Source organism: Pseudoalteromonas neustonica (assembly GCF_001653135.1).
In the GTDB taxonomy this organism is placed as follows: domain Bacteria; phylum Pseudomonadota; class Gammaproteobacteria; order Enterobacterales; family Alteromonadaceae; genus Pseudoalteromonas; species Pseudoalteromonas neustonica.
Window position 1 is genome coordinate 56,299 of the sequence record NZ_BDDS01000006.1, and the last position, 24,961, is coordinate 81,259.

A 24,961-nucleotide genomic window follows, 5' to 3' on the forward strand; every position below is an offset into this window, starting at 1 on the left:
AAATAACTGCAAAGTAAATATGGTTAATTGACCTTTTATTTGTTTTAGATCATCAAAAGTGTAATTAGCAATCTATGCGTACCCACTTGAGGTATTTTACCTTTCATTAATTTAGGATGAACTTTATAATCGAGTTTAATAATAAAGTATGTTTAAGGACTACCCATGCGTCGGGGTCAGCAAATAAAGAATGAAGAGGTTACTTTTTCACAGCACCAAGAATTGGTCTCTACAACAGATTTACGTGGTGTGATCACTTATGCTAATGACGCTTTTTGCGCAATAGCAGGCTACACATTAGAAGAGTTGATGGGTAAAAACCATAACATTGTTCGCCACCCTGACATGCCCAAAGCTGCATTTAAAGAAATGTGGGAAAAGCTAAAAGCAGGCCACTCATGGCGTGGAATGGTTAAAAACCTCTGTAAAGACGGTCGTTATTATTGGGTTGACGCTTTTGTTACCCCTATTTTTGAACACGGTCAATTAGTTGGCTATCAATCTGTCCGCAGCAAGCCGACACAACAATTAAAACAGCGCGCCACTGAATTTTATAAAAAAATAAATGCTGGAAAGTCACTCACTTCATACCGTGAATTAGTTAGTGTAAGGCAAACATGTGCGTTGATCATCACGTTACTGGGTTTAACTCTGTTAGCTGTGACTATATCTGTTACTGCAGCCCTTGTTGCAGTGTTATTTTGTAGCGCTATTGTTTTCCTCAATTATGACGAACTGATTGTAACTCCCAATTTATTAAAGCAGCAAAAGGCTGAGTTTGATTCTGTCTCACGCTATATTTACGTAGGCACTCACCCATTTAGTATTAGCGAATACAATCGTGAGATGCTCAACGCAAAACTACGCACAGTGCTTGGCAGAATAAAAGATGCCACCATAACATTTAACGGTATAGCGTCTAATTTAGATAACCAGTCGTCACTTACAGAGCAAGGTATTTCGGCGCAAGGTCAACGTCTAAGCCAAATAGCGACGGCAATGTCGCAAATGAGCACAACAATTGGAGAGATCTCCACAAGCACTCAAAATACCGCTGAACAAGTTAATGTAACCTACCAAAGCTGCTCTGATATTAAAGTTCACATTGCTGATAACAGCTCAATGGTGTCAGAACTTGCATCTCAAGTAGAGCAAGCGGCTAGCACTGCAAATGCATTAGCAACAGAGGCTGATAAAATTGGTCAAGTAATGACTGAGATTGAAGGCATTGCTGAACAAACCAATTTATTGGCTTTAAATGCTGCAATTGAAGCTGCACGCGCAGGTGAACATGGCCGCGGCTTTGCTGTAGTAGCTGATGAAGTGCGTGCACTTTCTTCACGTACCCAACGTGCAACATCGCAAATTCACAGCTCAATTAAAGAAATTCAAGACACTTTGTTTAGTTGGTCAACAGTGATGAAAAATACAAAATCCCAGGCCGATGACTGTGTAAATACAACTGGCCATACGCAAATAGAGCTTGATAGCATTTTTGCTCAGATAAGCGAAATATCACAATTAGCCACACAAATATCAGCCGCAGCACAGCAGCAACAAGCGGTCAGTGGTGATATTGGTGAGAACGTAAAACAAATTAAAGGATTTAGTGATGAAAACCTCGCTTTAAGCTTTAATGTAGCTAAAGATGCGGCTCAGCTAGTTGAAGGTTCACGTAAAGTGAATGATATTTTGCTTACTTTTAAAGTTTAAATTATAGTTTATTGGGATGTTAAAGCCTGATTTTAGAGCTTTATTTTTAACTTTACATTAGGGCGTGTTGACCTTTTTGTGGATTGAAATTTGTTCAATCTTGGGGCGATTTAATCGCGGCGCGAGGTTTGTAACCTAGCGAGCTAAATAAAAATAGAACAACAAAAAGTTATGACCAGCACATGCGCTGGTCATAACTTTATTACTTATTTAGCGTGTTGTGAATACTAAACCATTTTCATCAGCGTCTATCACTATCATGTCTCCACTTTGATATTCACCAGCGAGTAGCTTCTGAGACAGTGGGTTTTCAATTGTGTGCTGGATTGCTCGTTTAAGCGGTCTTGCACCATAAACTGGGTCAAAACCGCTAGCAGCAATTCGTTCAAGTGCAGCATCACTAATGTTTAACAAATACCCCATTGCTGTAAGTCGCTCGCGTAATTTGCTCAGTTGAATATCTGCAATCTCTTTGATGTGCTCATTCGCTAGGGGATGAAATACGACAGTTTCATCAATACGGTTTATGAACTCAGGTCTAAATTCATTAACGAGTACACCCATTACTTTTTCTTTCAAGGCACTGTAATCATTACTACCTGTTTGCTCTTGGATGATATCGGAGCCTAAGTTAGAAGTCATGATAATCACCGTATTTTTAAAATCAACGGTTCGACCTTGCCCATCCGTTAAGCGACCATCATCCAATACTTGTAGTAAAATATTGAATACGTCAGGGTGCGCTTTTTCAATTTCATCAAGCAAAATGACTGAATATGGACGGCGTCGTACAGCTTCGGTCAAGTAGCCACCTTCTTCATAACCTACATAACCAGGAGGCGCGCCAACTAAACGTGCTACTGAGTGTTTTTCCATAAACTCTGACATATCAATACGCACCATTGCGCTCTCAGTGTCAAACATATATGTTGCTAACGCTTTTGTCAGTTCGGTTTTACCGACTCCGGTTGGCCCTAAAAATAAGAATGAACCAATTGGTCTATTTGGATCAGCAAGCCCTGCGCGTGAGCGCCTAATCGCATTAGATACGGCAATAACGGCTTCGTCCTGCCCGATTACTTTTGCATGCAGATGATCTTCCATTTGCAGTAACTTTTCTCGCTCACCTTGAAGCATTTTTGAGACCGGGATCCCCGTCCAACGCGATAAAATTTCAGCAATCTCATCTTCGCCAACCTGATTTTTGAGTAAACTCATATCTTGCATTTCAGCTTGCGACGCTAAATCAAGTTTTCGCTCTAAATCAGGGATGCGACCATACTGGAGTTCAGACATACGTTGTAAATCAGTTGCTCTGCGGGCAACATCTAAATCTAAACGAGCTTGTTCTAGTTCTGCTTTTATAACTTGGGTGCCTTGAAGTGATGCTTTTTCGGCATTCCACACTTCATCAAGCTCACGGTATTGGGCTTCAAGGTCTGTGATCAATTCCTGCATTTCACTTCGACGCTTTTGGCTTGCGTCATCTTTTTCTTTCGCTAACGCATTGTCTTCTAATTTAAGTTGAATAATACGACGCTCCAACTTATCTAAAGACTCTGGCTTTGAATCAATCTGTAGACGAATAGACGAACCTGCTTCGTCAATTAAATCAATAGCTTTATCTGGTAGTTGGCGATCACTAATATAGCGGTGCGACAAATGTGCAGCAGCAACAATGGCCGGATCGGTAATATCAACGCAGTGATGAAGCTCATAACGCTCTTTTAATCCACGTAAAATCGCTATTGTGTCTTCGACTGAAGGCTCTTCAACTAAGACTTTTTGAAAACGACGCTCTAAAGCTGCATCTTTTTCAATGTACTTACGGTATTCATCAAGCGTTGTTGCACCTACGCAATGTAATTCACCTCGTGCTAAAGCAGGTTTTAACATGTTCCCTGCATCCATTGCACCATCGCTCTTTCCTGCGCCCACCATAGTATGAATTTCATCTATAAATAAAATCACTTGGCCTTCTTCTTTAGCCAATTCATTAAGAACTGATTTTAATCGTTCTTCAAACTCACCTCTATACTTGGCACCAGCCACCAGCGCCCCTAAATCAAGTGACAACACACGTTTGTTTTTTAACCCTTCGGGCACTTCACCATTAATGATACGCTGCGCTAGTCCTTCGGCAATCGCCGTTTTACCGACGCCTGGCTCACCAATTAGAACGGGGTTATTCTTAGTGCGTCGTTGTAGTACTTGAATTGTACGACGAATTTCATCGTCACGACCTATAACAGGGTCTAATTTACCTTGCTCAGCGCGTTCGGTTAAATCTATGGTGAATTTTTTCAATGCTTGGCGTGTTTCTTCAGCATTTGGATCATCCACTTTTTGGCCACCTCGAATCGCTTTAATTGCCGCTTCAATTTTTGTCGCGGTCATATTCAAGGCACGGAAAATATCACCTAACGGTCCTTTATCTTCACAGGCAGCTAATACAAATAATTCGCTCGAGATATATTTGTCTTTACGTTTTTGTGCATATTTATCACATAAGTTAATCAATGAAACCATGTTATTCGATAACTGTACGTCACCACCAACACCTTCCACTTTAAAGAGTTTTTCTATCTCTTGGGATAATTTAGTATTGAGCTCATCGGCACTCACACTCGCTTGAGCGAGTAATGCACGCACACTTGAACCGCTTTGCTGAAGCAATGAGTACATTAAGTGCACAGGTTCAATAAATTGATGATCGCGACCTAGAGCAAGAGACTGAGCATCTGAGAGCGCAGATTGAAATTTACTGGTAAATCGATCTAAACGCATAATGAGATAACCTATAAAAAAACTAATTGTTTAATTAATGGGTATGTTGAGTGGTTTGTTCAAGGTTTAGCAAAAAATATAATCATGAATATGAGTGTAGTTAGAGGTTATTTGCGCCAGATCAAGCTTGCCATTCGTCCTGTCTGCCTATCACGGCGATATGAAAAAAATGATTCGGGCTGGCTTACGGTGCAATATTCGCCACCACTGATAGTATTTACACCTAACTGTATTAATTGAATACGGGCAATAGCGTAAATATCAGCTAAATATTTGCCATTATTGGTTTCTTTAAATGCGTATTCATAGGCATCTGATTGCTCACAAAATGCAGCTCTTACTTCACTGCCTACTTCAAACTTTAATGCACCAATTGCAGGCCCTAACCATGCAATGATGTTATTTTTTGATGCCGAGAATTGAGCAATCGTATTCGCCATAATACCTGCATTTAAACCACGCCAGCCACCATGTATTGCGGCAACTTCACTACCACACGATGACGTCAACAATATAGGGAGACAATCTGCCGTCATAATTGCTAAAGGCTGATTCTGCAAAGATGTATAAAGTGCATCTGCATCTCGTACTGTTAATGGATCAAAATGTTTATCAACGACGACAACTTCAGCGCTATGTACTTGATTTAACCAAATCGGCGGATTTGGCAATAGCTGATCTAATAAATGGCGATTTGCTAATACCACTTGCCGATCATCACCCACATGAAGCCCTAAGTTTAAACTTGAAAAAGGGGCACGCGATAGCCCCCCGTCACGAGTTGTACTTAATGCACCAACATTTGTTGGTGCTGACCAATTGGGTGAAAGCATTAACTAAGCTTAATAATCAATATTTGGGTTTGCTTTCGTATCTTCACGTAGCACGTGTGTCATCGCAACCATGTCATCAGGAATAGGTGCCTGCCATGTCATCATCTCACCAGTAATTGGATGAGCAATACTTAACTTAACAGCATGCAAAGCTTGACGATTAAACTCACGTAGCATTTGGAATAACTCAGGTGTTGCTCCTTTTGGTGGACGTGGACGGCCGCCATATGCTTTGTCGCCTATTAATGGGTGATTAATAAATGCCATATGAACACGAATTTGGTGAGTTCGTCCTGTTTCTAAACGCAGACGTAATCGCGTGTGCGCACGAAACTTTTCAGCAACGCGAAAATGCGTAATTGCAGGTTTACCCTGCTCATGAACAGCCATGTGTGTACGCTGTGTAGGGTGACGAGCAATTGGTTTTTCAACCATGCCACCTGCTGTCATCGTACCATTACAAATTGCTTCGTATTCACGCGTGAAATTCTCGCGCTTTTGCAAGGCTTTAACTAAATGTGTTTGCGCCTGAATAGTTTTAGCTACCACCATTAAACCGGTCGTATCTTTATCTAGACGGTGAACAATACCTGCACGTGGAACGTTAATAATATCAGGATGATGATGCAATAATGCATTAAGCACAGTGCCATCAGGATTACCAGCTCCAGGGTGCACAACTAAACCCATAGGTTTATTGATAACTAAAATATCATCATCTTCATAAACGATGTTTAATTTGATATCTTGTGCGAGGTATTCACGTGGTGCTTCAATACTCGTTTCAACATTAACGACTTCTCCGCCAAAGAGTTTTTCGCGTGGAGTGTTGAAAATTTCACCATCAACGGTGATTTTATCATCCAAGATCCACGTTTTTATACGTGAACGTGAATAATCAGGGAACAATTGTGCTAATACTTGGTCTAGACGTTTACCGCCTAACTCAGTTGGTACATCGGCTTGAAGAGAAATTTGCTCTGTCATTAGTAACTTTACCCAATTTACCAGTGCAAGCTGCGCTCGACTGGGTTAGAATCGCTTTTAATAAAAGCATTATATAATAAGTATAGTTTACTCGGTTTTACCCACTTGGCCTAGCCGAAGACATCGAAGGTAACAAATAAAATGATAAATAGAATAGGGAAACGTGCATTCGCCATTGTTTTTACAGTTTCATTGCTTGGTTTAGGGGCTTGTTCGTCAGCACCAGATGAAGAAGATATCCAACGCGTACCAAATAAATCTGCACAAGCACTTTATGAAGATGCGAAACAAACTCTCGATTCAGGCTTATACGCACGTGCAATTGAACTTTTAAGTGCTATAGATTCACGCTACCCGTTTGGCCCAATGTCAAAACAGGTGCAATTAGATTTGGTGTTTGCTCATTATCAAGCTGGAAATACTGAGCAGGCATTAGCAACAATAGACCGTTTCATTCGCCTTAACCCAAACCACAAAGATTTAGACTACATGTACTATATGCGTGGCTTGGTAAATATTAAAGCGGATGAAAATGCTTTCCAAGAATATTTTGGTGTTGACAGAGCTGACCGTGATGCAAACCGAACTCGTGTTGCATTTACTGATTTATCAACTTTAGTTAATCGCTTTCCTGATAGCGGTTATGCACCTGAGGCAAAACGCCGCTTAGTATGGTTGCTAAATAAAATGGCACGCTATGAACTTAAAGTAGCCGATTATTATTACGAACGAGAAGCATATCTAGCTGCAGCTAACCGTGGTAAATATGTTGTTGAACATTATTCACAAAGTAGCTATCTAGATGAAGCTCTGGAGATGATGGAAAAAAGCTATGAAAAGCTTGGTTTACCAGAGTTAAGTAAGCATGCAAGAATGACTCGCGAACTAAATAAAAATAAGTAGATTATTTCCAAACACACTCTAACGTGTTTGTAATAAATACAAAAAAGGCGCTACTTGATACAAGTAGCGCCTTTTTTAATGGATGAGTAATACCAATCGACTTAAATTTTTAACCATTCTAGCGGACTAAATAAAGCGCTAACTGCGTTAGTCATTTTTCATGTACGACTGCATGGATGCAGGAGCTAGAGCAATGCAGGAGCAATTGCCGAGAACAACACCATGTCAAAGTTTCTGCCTTGTTATCACTGTATTTATCTTTCGCTATAAATGACCATTAACTTAATACAATTGGTATAACGTCTAAATTGCTTCTTCATCTTCTTCCGCTGTACGGATACGAACAACACGTTCAACGTCAGTTACAAAAATCTTACCGTCACCAATCTTGCCCGTTTGCGCTGTTTTGACAATAACTTCAATAGCACGGTCTACATCTTCATCCGTTAGTACAATGTCTAATTTTACTTTAGGTAGAAAATCAACCATGTACTCAGCACCACGATACAATTCAGTGTGCCCCTTTTGACGACCGAAGCCTTTAACTTCGCTTACTGTCATGCCTGTAATACCAACTTCTGATAATGCTTCTCGTACATCATCAAGTTTAAAAGGCTTAATTATTGCTTCAATTTTTTTCATTGTTTGTTGCTACTCATAATTCCCATTTGCATCGATTTTAGACAATCCTGCATCCCATAGCAAACAAAGCAATTGAATTACGATGATTTAATCGCCAGCAGTGGTATGATTGAGCAACAGATTACAGCCATACCCAAACTACCTCAAGGTGTGAGCGTCGTTGGAGTTAAAAGCGATTTAGGCAAGGCATTGATTGCAGAGAATAGTTATTCCCTTGCTAAAATAAATAACACAGTATAAATCGCTTTTAAACCAACCCATTGGGCGATTCACCGGGAGTTACTCTCTGCGTTGTTACTTCTTAAAAGGGACATTCTTACAAGTAACGCTTGATATTAAGCCCCTGTGAAACGCTGAACCCTGCATCTTGAGGCGGTTTGGGTATATAATTAATAATGAGTTTAAATAACTCCACAGTAAGTACCTACTTAGTAGCAGAGGTGTATATGAAAAATAAACAACGTGGTTTCACACTACTAGAATTAATGGTCACAGTTGCAATTGTAGGGATTCTTGCTGCGATCGCATTTTGGAATAGCAGTGATATGCTTAATAAAGATCGTGCCGAAAATTTTCTTTTAGATTTAAAGCGCAATATTAGTTTTGCTCGAGCTAAGGCAAGTAGTACTGATGAAATTGTTATTCTCTGCCCAGTGTTAGAAAGTAGTGTAATCGCAAAAGCGACAACCATTGAATGCTCAAATGACTGGGCTGATAAAAACGCTATTATTGTATTTGTAGATGCTAATCAAGATCAAGGCTATGACGCTGGCTCTGACTCAATACTGAGAGTTATGGATAAAGTACCACTTAATAATCAGCTGAAATTTTCAGGCAGCAATAGCTTACGTTTTAATACCAGCGGTAGAGTAACAACAAACCCTGGTGATTTTGTTTTTTGCCCCAGTAAATCAGGTGAGAGCAACAAAGCTTTAAACGTCTCCCAATCTGGCACAGCAATGTATCTTGGAGATACCACATCTAACTGCCAATAATTACATCTATGTTTGCTAATCTAGGATTAGCATCTAGAATTTAGAGATATTGGATTACTACGGACTTCAAGGATGAAGCAGTTAATGCCCCTTCACCAACATTCTGGGATCACATTAATTGAAATAATGATTGGTGTGTGTATCTTATCTATTTTGCTTCACTTTACTGTATTTCAAATGTCTGAGGTATTAGCGCGTGTAAGAGCTGAGAATAATACAGCCTTATTGCATCGAGGCTTATACTTATCGAGGCTGTATGCAATAGAGCACAATACTTTTACTACTTTTTGCGCCATGAAAAATAAACGCTGTGTGCTGGATCAGTGGGATAAACAAGTTGTTGTTTTTACTGATAAGAAGAATTTTGGAGTACGAGATCCAAATGAAGAAATACTCATGGTGTTTGACCTTGCTCATCAAGCCGATAGATTAAAGTACCCTAGACGTATGATCACTTTTCGCCCTGACGGGACACCAAACGCTTTAAATAATGGGACATTTATATACTGTCCAAATTATCAACAAGCAAAACTTGCTGGCTATGCTGTCACACTGAGCCAAACAGGACGAGCAAGAGTGAAATCCACAAAAGAATGTCAGTCAGCCTCCCTATGATATAAAACCTTATATCATAGGGAGGCAAACGTGGTTAAGTAGCTTATCGCTTGTGGAATATACCCAAAAGCGATAATTAATAATTAAGTTACTAACCCCAGCAGTAGTCGATACTTTTACTGCCCCCTACGCCTTTTAAACCAACATCAGTTATTGTAAAAGAGCCACAATCACCGTCTGACTTTACAGGCCCACCAACTGGCTTTGCTGTTAGAGTGAAATTAGAACCTCCAACGTTCACTGTAAGTGAATAGTAGCCGTTTTCAGTCGTTGTATTAACACCTAAATCACCTAGATTAGACGTGTACTGTCTGTTATCAACAAAGTACTGTTCTTGTCTATTTGCGGCATCTAATAACGCTGTTACAGCTTCTACACGCGCAGCACGCTTTACATGCTCAGAATAACTTGGAATAGCAACCGACGCTAATATACCTGCAATAGCCACTGCTATTAACAGCTCAGTTAATGTAAAGCCATACGTTCTTTTTTTCATTACTTGCATCTTAATTATCATTACTTGCTTCATCATTATCTTCACGTTTATAAATAAATGTTTGTCGTGTTTTAAAACCAAACCCAACCGGTAGCTCATCACTAAATAGCTTTATTTTGCCACTTGTATCCAGATTTAAGCCTGGACCAGTAATTTCTTTTGGTACAAAAGGATTTGTAACACCATACTTTTCAGGGTTTTTAATGCTTGGCCCAATTGTTTGAAATTTACTCACTTCTTCTACGTCTTCACCTGTATCATCACACTTACCATTACTGTCTGAATCCGCACATGAGGCACCACTACCGAAGAATATTTGCGGTGTGTCAGGCACGTCATTACCTGTTTGATACTTTAAATTACTATAGGCCTTAGTGCCATAATGCAAATGAAACGCGTATACGTGTCCTGATCCTCCACTTAATGAACATTGATTCACTGTCGACGTTTTTGATGCTGGTGTATAACTTGTAAAATATGCAATGCCACCAATCACTGTCGCTGCAGCCAATGACTTTTCACCTGCGCTTGGTAGCGCATAACGCCACCCTTTATAGCTATTGGCTAATTCAGCTTCTAATTCGACAAATTTCTCTACATTATCGAGTGAATTACCAAAAGGATCATCGTTCATCTTCATCAAATCACCTACTTCTATTGTAGGCGGTATTTTTGTTTTAAACGAACGCGTAACCGTGTTTTCATCTCTGATCATGAATAGTTGATCTTGTTCAGATGTTGATGTCGGTTTAGAGCGGTTACCACTGCCTATCAGTACTGCATCAAAGGGGGTATCTTTACGTGTTGTAACACCGCTTACTAGATCTTTTGTTACTTTACTAAACATTGTACGTGCTACCATCGGCTTATAAAAAAAGCGACGGTCTTGGGCTGCGTTGTTACTTCCCAGTTCTGCGAGCTTAAAATGTGTCCATGGATTTTTTGCATCCGTAGGGTTATCTGAGGGCATGTCAACACGCCAAACATTGCCTCCCGTATCTGTTGCATAAAGGCGATCAATATAACCATCGTAATCAGAATCCATCGTCGTTATATCTGAAGCAATACTATGTTGTCCTTGAAAACCATTGCCTGACTCTAAAGACCATACTTTTTTTCCAGTCTGTGCATCAACGATAAAAATACCACGCCCTTTGCTATCATTACTGCGTATTGCATTGTCTTTATTTGTATCATAGCCTGCACCAAAAATGAGCATTGGCTTATTTTTGTAGCCATTTAGATTAACAAAGGCAACTTGTGCTTTTGACCATGTTTGTCCAAGTTCGTTAAAATCGCCACTGCTTCCAGTGATTGGCCCACCCCACATTAACTTTGGTTTATCTGGTATCGAAATATCAAACGCATAGTATTGATTTCCACCACGACGCATCCCAGTAAATGCCCAGACTCTGTCGCTACCATTAACAATGCCGTCTTTATTTTTGTCATCAAAGTAAATTGAGATTGGGCCATCAAAGCCATATACTTTTGTGTCAGCTTGGTTGTCTCGTAACGGTTTCATTATTTTATAAAGGCTGGTCGGTATGAAAGCCCAGCTTTCAGATACAGTGTCTCCACTGTCTTTAAACATATGCAAGTAACCTGCATTTGTTCCAATCAGGATTCTTATGTCGTCATTACCGTAATCTATCGCAACAGGCTTTGAATGTAACGGATCACCAAAAATATCTGTTCGCTGATCAATTGTTGAACCATTATCATTTTCATCATTAACATCAACCCCTTTCGACCAACTTATAATATCAGGTAACTCAAGTAAGTTACCCCCAGCTAATTTTAATAAGTTGTTAACGCCACCTAATGCATTAGCAACATCGGTATAGTTGAAATCTATTAACCCACCAGTGCCCGCATCTGTAAATAATTTACGCTCTGCAAGCATAGACAACTTTAAATTTACACCTCCTTGTTGTACCGTATTACCATCAGCCCCTTCGTTTTCCGGTAACCAAAAAGTACGTGCATTCTTATCTATAAGGCCATCGCTATTAAGTGCTTGTATATCTTCAGAATCAACAATGTTTGCACCAGATACTTTTAGTTTTTTTAAGTTTCCTCTCCACCTTGCACCACTTTCAGGATAAAACATTGCGTAATATATTGATTCTCGACTGCGAGTTTGGTCAGCATTATTAGTAGCAACTGCTGGCGCCGAGAAAGTATCGTTGACTTCTCTTATTCTGGTAATTGTTTTTTTAAGTGCATCAGATAATTGCTCTGCAGTGTTTGCATGCAGATATTGACCGCCACCATCTTTTGCAGCTTCGGCAAGTAATGTCTTACCAGCTGAGCTCATCCCAGAACCAAAGCCTATAGCAAAAACACGCCCCTCATCATGAATTAAGGGTGTGCCAGGATAAAGGTCGACTTTAGTATCTTTAGTGCCATGAATAGATTTTGCCAATGCACTTAAATAGCTGTTACTAATTTTTGACGGATTGCTCCCAAATGTACTTCTATGCAAATTATAAATAACAGTATCAGCGCCGTTATCATTTGAAGGATCGCCATCGGTCATTAAAATAACATTTACTGAGTTATCACATCGCTCTGGTACGCCGCTAACAGGTAGAAAAGGTGAACGGTAGCGATTGCCCACATCAACCGTTCTATCACGCGCACCAACGCTTCTCCCATAAGCACGCTGCTGACCGGTTAAATAAAGGTAAGCTTCCCAAAGCGTTTCTGTCAACGGCGTTGCACCATCTGCAGGCAAGCTATTAATCTGATCTACCAATTTAGTTTTAGTTGCACCAAGACCAGCCATGACATAGCCACCTGAACTACCGTTAAAACGCATTAGACCAAACTCTATGTCATCATTATCATTTACGAGTGAACGAATTGCATCTTTTGCTACACCTAGGCGACTATCATTACATAAAGTCCAGCCTCGATAATAACCACAATCTCTACCTGTTCTCGTAGAAAAGGCCATGCTCCCTGATGTGTCAAAAACAACCACAACCCGTGGTTTCTCTGTCGTTTTTACATTATGGTTAACATAAAGCTCTATATCTTCGGCTTTAGCTTGATAACACACTGCTAATGCAAGAGACAGCAAACTAAATCTTACAAACTTATGGGTCTTCATTTACTTATCCTCACTTTAACTGCCTGTATTCAAGCTCACCATCTCTTGTGCAACACCCGTTACAACAGCCAATGTATGCTTACTTTTTGAACCATATGCGATTGTCGTGTTCATTTGCATCATGTTGCATGAAATTCCAGCTGTATAACTAAACTTACGTGGACATTGCAAATCATGTGCACCCGTATTTAAGTTTATTAGCAGGCTTTTTGTTTTACCACCAAGAGCCAAATCAACCCCACCAAGAGGAATCTCTACTGGCGTTAGAAAAAAACGACTATTACCACCTCTTAGCGCTTCTGTAGCCATCGTTTTTTGTACTTCTCCCATCAAGGTATTATCTGCAATTTCGCGCTCTTGAGCAGCATTTGTGATTTTAATATCTATGCTACTGCTGCTCATTAAAGTCACCGCTATCCCAGTGACAGCAATCACCATTATAAGCGCGACGATTAATACAACTCCCTGCTGGTGGGTCCTACTTGTATTTAAATATTCCATAAATTTGCTCCCACATTGTTCAACCGTATTGTGGTTGTAAATAAAGTTCGACGGAAATGATCTGATTTGCTAATAATTCGTTGATCAGCATCTTCCCCCATCGTATACACTTGACTTTTTAATTTAAGACCATAGTCTGGTAATAATGAACGTACTAAAATAAAGACCTGAACAGTTAGAATTCCCTGACGATTTTCCCAATCTGATGCGGTCATATTTTTAATACTTTTGTAAGTATCAACACGGTTATTACTTGTCGTATCTAAGCCAAATACAAAACGCATATTTTCAACGCCTTCCATCACTGTTTCTGTGATCATACCGCCACTGGGGGTGAGCCTTTTACGCATAAGCACTGGTACACTAATTGACTGTTTATTAATTTCATATGTTTGATTCGCAACATAATAAACATGATGCCCATATGGCCAAACGCTAGCATTACCATTAATGCTGTTTTTATCAATAGGTCCACGTCGAAACTCGGCCTTTTCTTGTTGGGCAATAAAGTAATATTGCTTGTTAGTACTATCATCAGGCTGTACCTGACGTCCTTCTAAATATTTAACTTGTAATATATCTGAGACAGGATCAAAATTTGCATTTTTAATACAACTTAATTGCAAAGCACTTGTTGCTTCTACAGCAAAAACAGATCGAAAATTAGTATTGCTATTATCTGGAAAACTACCGTTATTCTGGCCGCTAAAACAATCACTTGTAGGATTAGGAAGAGTTACCGTATTATCATCTGTAAATCCATCTTCATAAAATGTTCCCCAAAATCCTATTTGCTCAATATCACGTTTCATTATTGATAATGCTAATCGACCCGACTCCTGAAGCTCACCAATTACCATTGTGTCTTTTGTTGTTGATTTCATGCCAACATACAAAAACATCACTCCGCCTAAAATCAATCCACCAATAAAAAGGGAGATCATTATTTCGATCAACGTAAATCCATGCTGCTTCATACTTAGCTCCGTATATAAATAAAGCTGTTTATAACGACTAAGCGCCGCTTTTTATCATTCGCCCCGCACTTTTTCCCTTGTGTACTCCCAGTGGCTGTCATTTCTTGACGCCCTTGCCAACTTATTATTACTTCAATATTAAATTGCTTACCTTTTGTATTCGCCATCATTTGTGGATCAATACATACTGTGGCGTCATCTAAAGTACCTGTATTTTCTCTTGCTTGAATAGCGCGCTTCCATTGCTCGAAATCTAGTGCCGCGATCTGCGCAGCACTACAAGCCCCCGTAAAGCATTGAGAGTTAGAGTTTAATGCCGTTTTACTCGTAAAATCTTTTTTATATAAAGCCCCAATTTGGGGCACATCGTTAGCTCTGATACGTTGAATAATATCGTTTCCTAATGCCACAGCAGCGGCACGTTGCATTGAATCAAAACTCGCTTTTTTAGCCGTCGCTTGTAATGCCACAGCACCAAGTAAACCAAAGCTTAAGATTACGAAAGCAATTAATACTTCAATAAGTGTAAACCCTCGTAGAGATGAAGGGTGTGCTGAGCCCATAAGTACGCCTAATAAAAAATATCGTACGATAAGAATAATCTAACAAGGAGGGAATACAAGAAGGGTTAGGATGAAAGGTTATTTTTGTTGATAAACGGTTAACGCTATTTGCAATGAGTAACCTAAAGTTGCTCTTTTACCACTTTGTAAGCTCGCCGACTTACTGGTAGTAAATGAGTGCAATTTTTAAGCTCCACTACATGGCTACCATCTTCAGCTTTTTTCAATGCATGCAACTGCGATCGATTAATCAATATCTTACGGTGGATCTGTAAAAGTTCCACGGGAAAGTCTGATACTAGCTGCTTCAAGCTTTGCTCGATGATTGCCTCCCCGTCATCAAAAATAATCCGTGTATATTTCTCTTCAGAAATAATGTAATAAACTTTTTCCAACGCTATTACTCGACTAACCCCCGCTAACTGGTAACTTATTGTCGCTGTTTTTTTCTTTTGCATATGAGCTCGAGTTACTCGTCCTATTTGCTCTAGCGTTTTCGCTAAATTTTGCTCAGTCACTGGTTTCACAAGATATCCTGCAGCTGATAGCTGTAATGCCTCTAGCGCATGTTCAGGATGAGCCGTCACAAATACTATCGCTGGCGGTACAGCGAGTAGGTTAAGCTCGTTTGCAACTTCTAAACCATTTAATCCGGGCATATCGACATCCAAAAAAACTAAGTCAGCAACCCATGACTGCATCAATTCTAATGCTTGCGTACCGTTACTTGCTTCTCGGTGACTGCTTAAATCGGGGTATATAGCAAGTAAGCGCTTTAGACGTGAGCGAGCCAATGCTTCATCATCAACGATTAATACTTTCATGGGAAACCCTTTAAGTCTAATACATGCCTAGGCAAAACGAGTTTCACTCGAAAAGTGTCATTGCGTGTTGTAACTACCAACTTTCCTTTCCCTTGATAATAAATGTCTAACCGTTGACGAATGTTCTCCAGCGCCATACCATTCCCAGGACGTTTATTCACACCTTCAAAAATAGGGTTTGATACCAAAATAGTCAACGATTGAGTGCTAAGCAACAACTCTATATTGATTACAGCCCCTGTTACTGAAGGTTCAACTCCATGGCACACGGCATTTTCAATCAAAGGTTGCAATGTTAAACATGGTATTTTCAGCGCAGGTAACTGCTGAGGGATATGCCAATTTACTTGTAAGCGCTCTGAAAACCGCCAAGTTTCCAAAGCTATATACTGTTTTGTTAGATTAATTTCATCTTCTAATAAAGTGCTTTTTCCGACTTTCATCGCAGCTTGCGATAAAGCAGCCAAGGCCAGAATTGCTTGCTCTGCAGCTAATGGATCACAATGGGTCAATTCGGCTGCTGTATTTAAACTATTATATAAAAAGTGTGGACGAATACGTGCCTGCAATGCATCAAGTTCAGCTCTCGCTAATGCATTGGTTTGCTGTTCTTTTTCATAGTGGATAATTAAAAATTGAATAAACAATGCTGCAACTAAAAATACCATTAGTAGGTTTTTTAATAAAAACTCGTAGGGGTTTTGCAGCGCAATATAATCATTTGTAAACTCAGTAAAAAGCAGACTAAACAAAGCAGTAGTTAATAATAAAGATGCCATTAATGCACATAACTGAGGTGTTTGATTTAGTCTTTGAAGCCGTTTACGTAAAAGATAAAGCCAAGTAAGGCTGAATAAAAAGGTGAGATGTAAAAAAAGGCTAATAGCCCCTAAACGAATCCAAATAGCATCAGCCGTCGCTGGAGCAAACGCTAAAATAGTCGCTATAACTTGTCCTACAACAAGTGTAGCCAGTACTCCACGCTCTTTAAAAAGAGCCGCAAAAAGCAAAACATTGGGTTGCAATTGTTTGCTCATCCGGCTCTCCTTTAAAGGTTGTTATAGGCTTAACGCAATTCAACCGGTACTGCAAAGACAATATTCTCTTCTTCGCCCGGGTTTTCAATAACCTGTTTACCACCAAGTTCTTTTAAGCAGTTTATTACTTGTTGCACAAGAACCTCAGGGGCTGAAGCACCCGCTGTTACACCCACCGCATTTGCCTTTTCAAACCAATGCTTTTCAACATTACTTGCATCATCAATTAAATAAGCGGTTGTGCCCATTTTATCTGCAAGTTCACGTAAGCGGTTGGAGTTAGAACTATTTTTTGCACCAACAACGAGCAATACGTCTACTTTATCTGCCAAGTCACGAACAGCATCTTGACGGTTTTGTGTCGCATAACAAATATCGTCTTTTCGTGGACCATTAATTGCGGGATACTTTGCGCGCAAAGCATCAATTACATCAGCAGTATCATCCACTGATAATGTCGTTTGGCTGCAATAAAATAAATTGTTAGGGTTTTTAACATTAAGATTAGCAACATCATCAGTCGTTTCGACTAAATAAATACCGCCATCGTCATTATCGTATTGCCCCATTGTTCCCTCAACTTCAGGGTGGCCATGATGACCTATCAAAATACACTCAATACCCTTACGGCTTGCGCGCGTAACTTCCATGTGTACCTTGGTAACTAGCGGGCAAGTGGCATCAAAAACTTTTAGCTCTCTGCGCTTTGCTTCGCTGCGAACAGCTTGAGACACACCATGCGCACTAAAAATAACAATGCTATCGTCTGGCACTTGATCTAGCTCTTCAACAAATACCGCACCACGTCTTTTAAGGCCGTCAACAACATAACGGTTATGTACAACTTCGTGGCGAACGTAAATTGGCTTTTCAAAGATATCTAACGCACGCTCTACGATACTAATTGCTCGATCTACACCGGCACAAAAACCACGTGGATTTGCTAAAAGAATATCCATTAGCCATTTACCTCTAAAATTTCTACTTCAAAGGTTAATCGCTGACCCGCTAGAGGGTGGTTAAAGTCAATTGTTACTGACTCCCCCTGCACTTCACGCACAAGCCCTGGTAACTCTGTACCATCAGGTTGCGTAAAAGCAATAATTGAACCGACTTTTGCAGGTGTCTCTGGGCCAAATTTACTGCGATCAACGTAATAAATGTTATCAGGGTTAGGCTGCCCAAATGCATCTTCTGGTTCAAGTTCAAATGATTTGCTCTCACCTGATGCCAAACCAAATAAACATTTTTCAAAGTTTGCCGTTAAGCTACCATCGCCCATAACAAGCTTTGCGGGCTTATTATGAACTTTGGTTGAATCAGCTGCTGAGCCATCAGACAATTTAATCGAAAAATGAAATATCACTTGTGAGTTTTCACCAATCACCGATTGACTCATGCTTTTTGCTCCTTTGGACTTTCGCCTGTAAAGGCATCATATAATAGTAGCGCTGCACCTACACAAATTGCACTGTCGGCAATGTTGAACGCTGGAAAATCCCAGTTTTGGTAGTAAAAATGAAGAAAGTCAATTACATAGCCATATGTCATACGGTCATATAAGTTACCTATCGCTCCTGCTAATACTAACGAATAAGCACCGCACAATACTTTATTAGTAGCTGGTAGACGTTTTAACCACCAAATAAGTAATACACTAATTGATATAGCTATAATGCTTAAAAACCAACGCTGCCAACCACCCGCTTCACTTAAGAAGCTAAATGCCGCGCCATAGTTATGGACATACGTTAGATTAAAAAAAGGCAAAATATCAATCGAATCATATAGATTCATGGTTTTAACAACCAGTGTTTTGCTGGCAAAGTCTGCTACTAAAAGTAGCAAACTTAACCAAAGCCACACTAAACCACTTTTTTGGGCTAGTTTGCTCACTTAAAACTCCTATGCGAACTGGCGCTTTTCACCTTCGCCATTTACGTTACTCACGCAACGACCACAAATTTCAGGGTGTTCTGGATCAGTCCCTACATCATCACAGTAATGCCAACAACGCTCACACTTTTTAGCATCTGTCGCTGAAACGCTAATATACAAGCCTTCAATTTCTGTTGCTTGAGTGCCATCTGGTTGGGCATCAACAGCCGTTACAGTTACCTGTGAGGTCAAAAATACAAAGCGTAGTTCATCACCAAGTGCTAATAGCTTATTTGTAAGTTCTGTACTTGCATATAAAGCGACATTAGCTTGTAATGTTGCACCGATAACTTCTTCTTTACGTGCACCTTCAAGAACGCGGTTTACTTCATCACGTACTGTTAGAATTGTTAACCAATCATCATTACTAAATTGACCTTCACTAACAGCCTTTAAGCCATCATACCAAACTGATGTAAATACATATTGATCACGTTCACCTGGTAACGCTTCCCAAATTTCTTGCGCTGTAAAACTCATGATTGGCGCCATCCAGCGCGTCATTGCTTCGGCAATATGATACAAAGCAGTTTGACACGAACGACGTGCATGACTATCGCTCTTCGCTGTATATTGGCGATCTTTGATTACGTCTAAATAGAAAGAGCCAAGTTCACCAGTACAGAAGTTCATTAGCTTTTGCGTCACTTGTAGCATTTGGTAGCTATCGTACGCGGCTAAAATTTCATCTTGTAACTGTGCTGCACGACCAACAATCCAACGATCAAGCTCAACCATATCATCAATAGCAACTTGGTCAGTTTTAGGATCAAAACCACTTAGGTTGGCTAATAAATAACGGCTAGTATTACGAATACGACGGTAGCGATCAGCTGAACGTTTAAATATCTCATCTGATACCGTCATTTCTGCGGTGTAATCAGTTGAGGCAACCCATAAACGTAAAATATCTGCGCCTAGTTTGTTCATCACATTTTGTGGTGAAATAACATTACCTAATGATTTTGACATCTTACGGCCATTCTCATCCACGGTAAAACCATGAGTAAGCACTTGGCGATAAGGCGCATGTCCATTAATAGCAACTGACGTCATCATTGATGACATAAACCAACCACGGTGTTGATCTGAACCTTCAAGGTATAAATCTGCTGGGCCAACTAAATCTTCACGGGCATCAACAACACATGCGTGAGATACACCTGAGTCAAACCATACATCAAGTGTATCTTGCACTTTCATGTATTGCTGAGCATCAGCTTCGCCAAGCAATGTTACAGGTTCTAAGTCATACCATGCTTGAATACCTGACTTTTCAACCAGCTGAGCTGCTTTTTCAATCAATGCTTGTGTATCTGGATGAAGCGCGCCAGTGTCTTTATCTACAAATAAAGCGATTGGTACGCCCCACGTACGTTGACGTGAAATACACCAGTCTGGGCGACCTTCAACCATGTTAGCAATACGGCTTTCGCCCCATTCAGGTAGCCACTGCGTGTTTTTAATCTCAGCCAATGAATCTTGACGTAAATTAGCCTGATCCATACTGACAAACCACTGCGGCGTAGCACGAAAAATTATTGGCGTTTTATGGCGCCAACAATGTGGGTAACTGTGCGTCAATGCATGATGATGCAATAAAGCATTACGTTCAGTCAGTACATCAACAACGCTCGCGTTTGCTTTAAATACGTGTTGGCCGGCAAATAACTCGGTATCAGGTAAATAAACACCATTTGCGCCTACTGGGTTCGCAACTTCTAAACCGTATTGTAAACCTGCCACGAAATCTTCTTGGCCGTGACCTGGTGCGGTATGAACAATACCAGTACCTGAATCAGTTGTTACATGTTCTGCGACAATGACTGGCACGTTAAAATCATAAAACGGATGAGCTACCTGTAAGTTTTCAAGCGCTGCACCTTTTACATAACCTAATACGTGGTAATGATTAAAGCCATATCGATCCATTGCATCTTTTACAAGTTCTGAGCCTAAAATCAAACGCTGCGTAGCGCCTTCATCATCAACTTGTACCAGTGCATATTCTAAATCAGCATGTACTGCAACCGCGCGGTTAGCTGGCAGTGTCCAAGGAGTTGTTGTCCAGATAGCCGTACTTACAGTGCCTGAGCCTTCATGCCCTTCGTTTAAATCAAAGGCATTAACAACGCCCGCTTGATCAACAAATTCAAAACGTACATCAATAGCCGGTGATTGTTTATCTTGGTACTCAACTTCTGCTTCAGCCAATGCTGAACCACAATCAGTACACCAATGCACAGGTTTAGCACCTTTGTGTAGATGACCTTTTTCGATAATGCGACCAAGCACACGGATGGCGTTGGCTTCAAAATCAAAATTCATCGTTAAATACGGTTTATCCCAATCAGCAAATACACCTAGGCGTTTAAAATCAACTTTTTGACCTTCAACTTGCTTTTTAGCGTAAGCACGACATTTTTCACGAAACTCAGCAGCCGTGACTTTCACACCCGGCTTACCAACTTTCTTCTCTACCATTAATTCAATTGGTAAACCATGACAGTCCCAACCTGGTACATAAGGCGCATCAAAATCAGATAACGTTTTTGATTTAACAATGATGTCTTTTAGAATTTTATTTACTGAATGGCCTAAATGAATATCGCCGTTTGCGTACGGAGGGCCGTCATGCAAAATAAAGGTTTTTTTACCTTTTTTAGCGTTGCGAATTTGACCATATAGGTCTTCTTCATACCATGTTTTAAGCATTTTTGGCTCACGTTGTGCCAAATTGCCGCGCATTGGAAACGTCGTTTCCGGTAAATTCAAAGTATGCTTGTAGTCGCTCATTAATCCTAGTTTCCGTATCGGCTACCTAATTTAAACCAAAACACTGTTTAGCGGCAGCAACATCAGTTGCTATTTGTACCGTCAATTGTGTTAATGTCTCGAATTTTTTCTCATCGCGAAGTTTTTCAATCAACTCCACGTGCATAAACTGTCCGTAAATATCTTGCGCAAAGTCGAACAAATGAACTTCTAATAATGCGCGTGTTCCATTAAATGTGGGTTTGTTGCCAATATTTGCAACCCCATACACTTTTTTATCGTTTAACGTTACTTGCACCGCAAATACCCCATTCACTGGGCATACTTGACGCTTTAATGCGATATTCGCAGTCCTAAAACCTAGCTCTCGCCCGCGTTTCCAGCCATGAATAACACGCCCTGATATTGCATAATCATGGCCTAACATCGCTTTAGCTTGCACTAACTGACCTTCAGCTAATGCTTGGCGGATCAAAGTGCTGCTTACTCTAGCATTTAATTGGCGAAAACTCGCGGTGCTTTTTACATCCATATGAGCCGCTTGACCCATTTTTGTCAGTAAATTAAAGTCACCTTGGCGTCTTTTCCCAAAGCGAAAATCATCGCCTACGGTTAACGCTTTAACGCCAAGCTTATTGATCAATATATCTGTCACAAATTGCTCAGCTTGCATATTGGCAAATTGTTGATTAAAACTAATGCAAATAACGCGTTCAACACCTAATTCCTTGAGCAAACGTAGTTTGTCTCGTAATCGTGTTAATCGAGCCGGCGCATTGTCTTTAGCAAAAAACTCTTGCGGCTGTGGTTCAAATAACATCACCGTGCTGGGCAAATTATATTTTTTAGCGTCATTGAGTAACCCATTGAGTACTTCAGCATGCCCTAAATGCACGCCATCGAAATTACCAATGGTCAACACACAGCCGTAATGCTGCGTGCGAATATTGTGAATACCTCTAATTAACTCCATGCCAACTAATGCCTTTGTAAGCGTTATGTACCGAGTAAAATTTCACTTGGGTTACAGAATCATCAATTATACCCAAACCACCTCAAGATGCGAGTTTCAGTTGGTTATATAAATCGTTTTTTTTACTTCATTAAAGCGTTGTAACACTTTTTATCGTTTTCAATCGTACACCGAACAAAAACAAGGTCAAAAAATACACGAACCCAGCAAGTACCAATAAACCACCTAATAAAATCACTTGCTCTGTGAAGTGCCATTGCTGCCACATAAATTGTGTTGAGGTGTACCAAACAACAGCCCCCATAATCAATGCTCCTATGACGCATTTAGTAAAAAACACTAAACTAAAACGAGAGAATTGATATACCTGCTCTTTGCTTAATTGGCGATACAGTAAATACGCATTACAGCTAGCGGACATTGATGTTGCCAACGCTAACCCTAAATAACCAATAAAAGGGGCTAGCATGATGTTGAACACCATGTTCAATACTAAGGTGATAATACCTATACGCACAGGGGTCTTGGTATCTTGGCGAGCATAAAAACCGGGCGCTAACACTTTAATTAGCATAAAACTAACGAGCCCGACCGAGTAAGCCATAACACCGAAACTTACAGCCTGAACATGGTCAATATTGTCATCTTTAAATGCACCATGATCAAATAAAACCGAAATGATCAACGGACTGATAATCATCAGGCCAACCATCGCTGGCAGCCCTAAAAATATCACAAACCGCACTCCCCAGTCTAAGGTGTGCTGAAAATCGCTGCCTTTATCACTACTATGTAATTTAGACAACGCAGGCAAAATAACCGTTGCGATACCAATCCCAAATAAACCCAACGGAAACTCAATTAATCTATCGGAGTAATACAACCAAGCGATTGATCCTGTCATCAACAAAGAAGCGATTACTGTATCTAGTAGTAAATTAATTTGACTAATAGACACACCAAATAATGCTGGCAACATCAACTTGCGTACTTTTTTTACATTTTCATCCTGCCATGCCCAGCGTGGTTTACTGAGCATTCTAGCTCGATACAAAAATGGCAATTGAAACAATAACTGCACCACCCCACCTACAAACACACCAATGGCAAGTGAATAGGCACCGACAGAAAACTTATCATGTAAAAAATATGCACATGTAATAATCGAAATATTCAATAAAACAGGTGTAAATGCAGCAACCGCAAAACGGTTATAAACATTCATTAACGCACCGCTAAGTGCAACAAGGCTAACAAAAAACAAGTAGGGAAACGTTAATTTTAGTAAGCTGCTCGCTAATTCAAACTTTTCAGCATCTGGGCCACCTTGCCACCAATCAATAAACCAACCAGTACCAAAAAGTCCGGCAATAATTGGCGATGCGATTATACCAATCATGGTGACGATCAGTAAAATAGTCCCTAATGTCCCCGCTGCTTGGGCGACAAAAAGACGAACTTTATCATCACCTTGTTGTTCTTTTATTTCAGATAATACCGGCACAAACGCTTGAGCAAATGCGCCTTCAGCAAATAAACGTCGTAAAAAATTTGGGATGCGATTAGCGAATAAAAAAACGTCGGCTGCGGCTCCGGCTCCCAATAAGTTGGCTACCACCGCATCTCGCACTAATCCTAAAATACGCGATATCATTGTCATTGCACTTACAATCATACCAGAACGAAATAATCCTTTTGCCACCTTAAACTCGCTGTAAAACAATTAAGAAAGGTAATTATGCCTAAAATCTACTGAAAGCACTAGGCTGAGACCACGGGCTTTGTTACAATAGCGATATTAACTGCTAGAGCGGCAACAAATTGATGTTCGTTATTAAGGAGCAGTTTTTCTTGTTATGTCAATTTTTTATTGACATTCATGATTAAAAAAGGCATATTCCACGGCCTTTAAATTAAGCTTATTTTTAAGATTGTTAGGAGCAAACCTTGGCTAACATCAAGTCTGCAAAAAAACGCGCTATCACTAGCGAAAAGAACCGTCAACACAACGCAAGCCGTCGTTCAATGATGCGTACATACTTCAAAAAAGTACTTGTTGCTATTGAAGCTGGCGACAAGGAAGCTGCACAGCAAGCTTTCGCTGTTGCAACACCTATTTTAGACCGTTACGCAACTAAAGGTCTAATTCACAAAAATAAAGCAGCTCGTCATAAGAGCCGCATAGCAGCTAAGATTAAAGCGCTATAATTTATTTTTGCTAGAATATAAAAAACCGGCCTCGGCCGGTTTTTTTATATCTATTTTCTATGGCGCTGAAAAAATA

General features: G+C 40.1%; 23 protein-coding genes. 6 read left to right on the forward strand and 17 right to left on the reverse strand.

Features of this window, described 5'->3' with window-relative positions:
• Window positions 1-165: 165 nt before the first annotated feature.
• Window positions 166-1,713, forward strand: a complete 1,548-nt coding sequence (locus A7967_RS10535) for a methyl-accepting chemotaxis protein (RefSeq protein WP_064435692.1) — start codon at window positions 166-168, stop codon at window positions 1,711-1,713.
• Window positions 1,714-1,923: 210 nt separating this feature from the next.
• On the opposite strand, the gene clpB is transcribed toward A7967_RS10535, so the two are convergent.
• The 3 genes from clpB to rluD form a co-directional block, all read right to left on the reverse strand.
• A complete protein-coding gene (gene clpB, locus A7967_RS10540; protein WP_054205151.1) occupies window positions 1,924-4,500 on the reverse strand; it encodes an ATP-dependent chaperone ClpB in 2,577 nt (858 codons plus the stop codon).
• Window positions 4,501-4,607: 107 nt separating this feature from the next.
• Window positions 4,608-5,333: a peptidoglycan editing factor PgeF gene (gene pgeF, locus A7967_RS10545; protein WP_054205150.1), complete on the reverse strand. Its 726-nt coding sequence runs from the start codon at window positions 5,331-5,333 to the stop codon at window positions 4,608-4,610.
• Between the two features lie 9 nt (window positions 5,334-5,342).
• Window positions 5,343-6,320 (reverse strand): 23S rRNA pseudouridine(1911/1915/1917) synthase RluD, encoded by a 978-nt coding sequence (rluD, locus tag A7967_RS10550; protein ID WP_054205149.1) that lies wholly within the window; start codon window positions 6,318-6,320, stop codon window positions 5,343-5,345.
• A gap of 141 nt (window positions 6,321-6,461) precedes the next feature.
• Here rluD and A7967_RS10555 point away from each other — a divergent pair, with 141 nt between their 5' ends.
• Window positions 6,462-7,223 (forward strand): outer membrane protein assembly factor BamD, encoded by a 762-nt coding sequence (locus tag A7967_RS10555; RefSeq protein WP_054205148.1) that lies wholly within the window; start codon window positions 6,462-6,464, stop codon window positions 7,221-7,223.
• A gap of 303 nt (window positions 7,224-7,526) precedes the next feature.
• On the opposite strand, the gene glnB is transcribed toward A7967_RS10555, so the two are convergent.
• Window positions 7,527-7,865 carry a nitrogen regulatory protein P-II gene (gene glnB, locus A7967_RS10560; RefSeq protein ID WP_054205147.1) on the reverse strand — a complete coding sequence of 113 codons (339 nt, stop codon included), beginning with the start codon at window positions 7,863-7,865 and terminating at the stop codon, window positions 7,527-7,529.
• A 72-nt stretch (window positions 7,866-7,937) separates the two neighbouring features.
• Between glnB and A7967_RS23005 the strand changes: the two genes are divergently transcribed.
• The 3 genes from A7967_RS23005 to A7967_RS10570 all read left to right on the forward strand — a co-directional run bounded on the left by A7967_RS23005 (window position 7,938) and on the right by A7967_RS10570 (window position 9,475).
• On the forward strand, window positions 7,938-8,105 hold the full coding sequence (locus tag A7967_RS23005) for a hypothetical protein (RefSeq protein ID WP_157601495.1): 168 nt from the start codon (window positions 7,938-7,940) through the stop codon (window positions 8,103-8,105).
• A 206-nt stretch (window positions 8,106-8,311) separates the two neighbouring features.
• Complete coding sequence (locus A7967_RS10565; RefSeq protein WP_054205146.1) at window positions 8,312-8,860, forward strand: GspH/FimT family pseudopilin; 549 nt, start codon at window positions 8,312-8,314, stop codon at window positions 8,858-8,860.
• A gap of 84 nt (window positions 8,861-8,944) precedes the next feature.
• Window positions 8,945-9,475, forward strand: coding sequence for a GspH/FimT family pseudopilin (locus tag A7967_RS10570; RefSeq protein ID WP_054205145.1), 531 nt, complete (start codon window positions 8,945-8,947; stop codon window positions 9,473-9,475).
• A gap of 91 nt (window positions 9,476-9,566) precedes the next feature.
• On the opposite strand, the gene A7967_RS10575 is transcribed toward A7967_RS10570, so the two are convergent.
• From A7967_RS10575 to murJ, 13 genes are all read right to left on the reverse strand, one after another.
• Window positions 9,567-9,971 carry a type IV pilin protein gene (locus tag A7967_RS10575; protein ID WP_054205206.1) on the reverse strand — a complete coding sequence of 135 codons (405 nt, stop codon included), beginning with the start codon at window positions 9,969-9,971 and terminating at the stop codon, window positions 9,567-9,569.
• Between the two features lie 10 nt (window positions 9,972-9,981).
• On the reverse strand, window positions 9,982-13,089 hold the full coding sequence (locus A7967_RS10580) for a pilus assembly protein (protein ID WP_054205144.1): 3,108 nt from the start codon (window positions 13,087-13,089) through the stop codon (window positions 9,982-9,984).
• Window positions 13,090-13,104: 15 nt separating this feature from the next.
• Complete coding sequence (locus tag A7967_RS10585) at window positions 13,105-13,590, reverse strand: pilus assembly PilX family protein (RefSeq protein ID WP_054205143.1); 486 nt, start codon at window positions 13,588-13,590, stop codon at window positions 13,105-13,107.
• The gene (locus tag A7967_RS10590) at window positions 13,578-14,567 is read right to left on the reverse strand and encodes a PilW family protein (RefSeq protein WP_054205142.1); all 990 of its coding nucleotides are present in this window, start codon (window positions 14,565-14,567) and stop codon (window positions 13,578-13,580) included. The genes A7967_RS10585 and A7967_RS10590 overlap by 13 nt, the downstream gene beginning before the upstream one ends.
• Window positions 14,568-14,569: 2 nt before the next feature.
• A complete protein-coding gene (gene pilV, locus A7967_RS10595) occupies window positions 14,570-15,130 on the reverse strand; it encodes a type IV pilus modification protein PilV (protein ID WP_054205141.1) in 561 nt (186 codons plus the stop codon).
• A gap of 122 nt (window positions 15,131-15,252) precedes the next feature.
• The gene (locus A7967_RS10600; protein ID WP_054205140.1) at window positions 15,253-15,954 is read right to left on the reverse strand and encodes a LytR/AlgR family response regulator transcription factor; all 702 of its coding nucleotides are present in this window, start codon (window positions 15,952-15,954) and stop codon (window positions 15,253-15,255) included.
• Complete coding sequence (locus A7967_RS10605; protein ID WP_054205139.1) at window positions 15,951-16,991, reverse strand: sensor histidine kinase; 1,041 nt, start codon at window positions 16,989-16,991, stop codon at window positions 15,951-15,953. The genes A7967_RS10600 and A7967_RS10605 overlap by 4 nt, the downstream gene beginning before the upstream one ends.
• Window positions 16,992-17,020: 29 nt before the next feature.
• A complete protein-coding gene (gene ispH / locus A7967_RS10610; RefSeq protein WP_054205138.1) occupies window positions 17,021-17,950 on the reverse strand; it encodes a 4-hydroxy-3-methylbut-2-enyl diphosphate reductase in 930 nt (309 codons plus the stop codon).
• Window positions 17,950-18,390, reverse strand: a complete 441-nt coding sequence (fkpB, locus tag A7967_RS10615; protein WP_054205137.1) for an FKBP-type peptidyl-prolyl cis-trans isomerase — start codon at window positions 18,388-18,390, stop codon at window positions 17,950-17,952. The genes ispH and fkpB overlap by 1 nt, the downstream gene beginning before the upstream one ends.
• Entirely contained in the window at window positions 18,387-18,887 is a 501-nt protein-coding gene (lspA, locus tag A7967_RS10620; RefSeq protein WP_054205136.1) for a signal peptidase II, read from the reverse strand. The genes fkpB and lspA overlap by 4 nt, the downstream gene beginning before the upstream one ends.
• Window positions 18,888-18,896: 9 nt before the next feature.
• Window positions 18,897-21,725: an isoleucine--tRNA ligase gene (gene ileS, locus A7967_RS10625; protein ID WP_054205135.1), complete on the reverse strand. Its 2,829-nt coding sequence runs from the start codon at window positions 21,723-21,725 to the stop codon at window positions 18,897-18,899.
• A gap of 25 nt (window positions 21,726-21,750) precedes the next feature.
• On the reverse strand, window positions 21,751-22,677 hold the full coding sequence (gene ribF, locus A7967_RS10630; RefSeq protein WP_054205134.1) for a bifunctional riboflavin kinase/FAD synthetase: 927 nt from the start codon (window positions 22,675-22,677) through the stop codon (window positions 21,751-21,753).
• A gap of 130 nt (window positions 22,678-22,807) precedes the next feature.
• A complete protein-coding gene (gene murJ / locus A7967_RS10635; protein ID WP_054205205.1) occupies window positions 22,808-24,337 on the reverse strand; it encodes a murein biosynthesis integral membrane protein MurJ in 1,530 nt (509 codons plus the stop codon).
• 287 nt (window positions 24,338-24,624) lie between these two features.
• On the opposite strand from murJ, the gene rpsT reads away from it, so the two are divergent.
• Window positions 24,625-24,885 carry a 30S ribosomal protein S20 gene (rpsT, locus tag A7967_RS10640; RefSeq protein ID WP_054205133.1) on the forward strand — a complete coding sequence of 87 codons (261 nt, stop codon included), beginning with the start codon at window positions 24,625-24,627 and terminating at the stop codon, window positions 24,883-24,885.
• The last annotated feature ends 76 nt before the right edge of the window (window positions 24,886-24,961 follow it).